This window comes from Blastococcus sp. KM273129, from assembly GCF_021698995.1.
Lineage (GTDB): Bacteria > Actinomycetota > Actinomycetes > Mycobacteriales > Geodermatophilaceae > Blastococcus.
On sequence record NZ_SSXB01000242.1, the window covers coordinates 1 to 206 of the forward strand.

At 72.8% G+C, this 206-nt stretch carries 1 pseudogene; it reads left to right on the top strand.

Going from position 1 to position 206, the window contains the following annotated elements:
• Positions 1-206 (top strand): annotated as a pseudogene (locus tag E9565_RS22160) (methyl-accepting chemotaxis protein); the annotation flags it as partial.

Sequence of the window (206 nt, forward strand, 5' to 3'; positions counted from 1 at the left end):
ATCGCCTCGGCGGTGGAGGAGCAGACGGCCACGACCAACGAGATGGCCCGGTCGGTGCAGGAGGCCGCCGGTGGGACCACGCAGATCGCGGAGAACATCGCCGGTGTCTCCACGGCGGCGGACTCGACCACGCAGGCGCTGACCCAGACCCGCACGGCGGTCGACGAGCTGTCCCGGATGGCCGCCGACCTGCGCACCACCGTCGG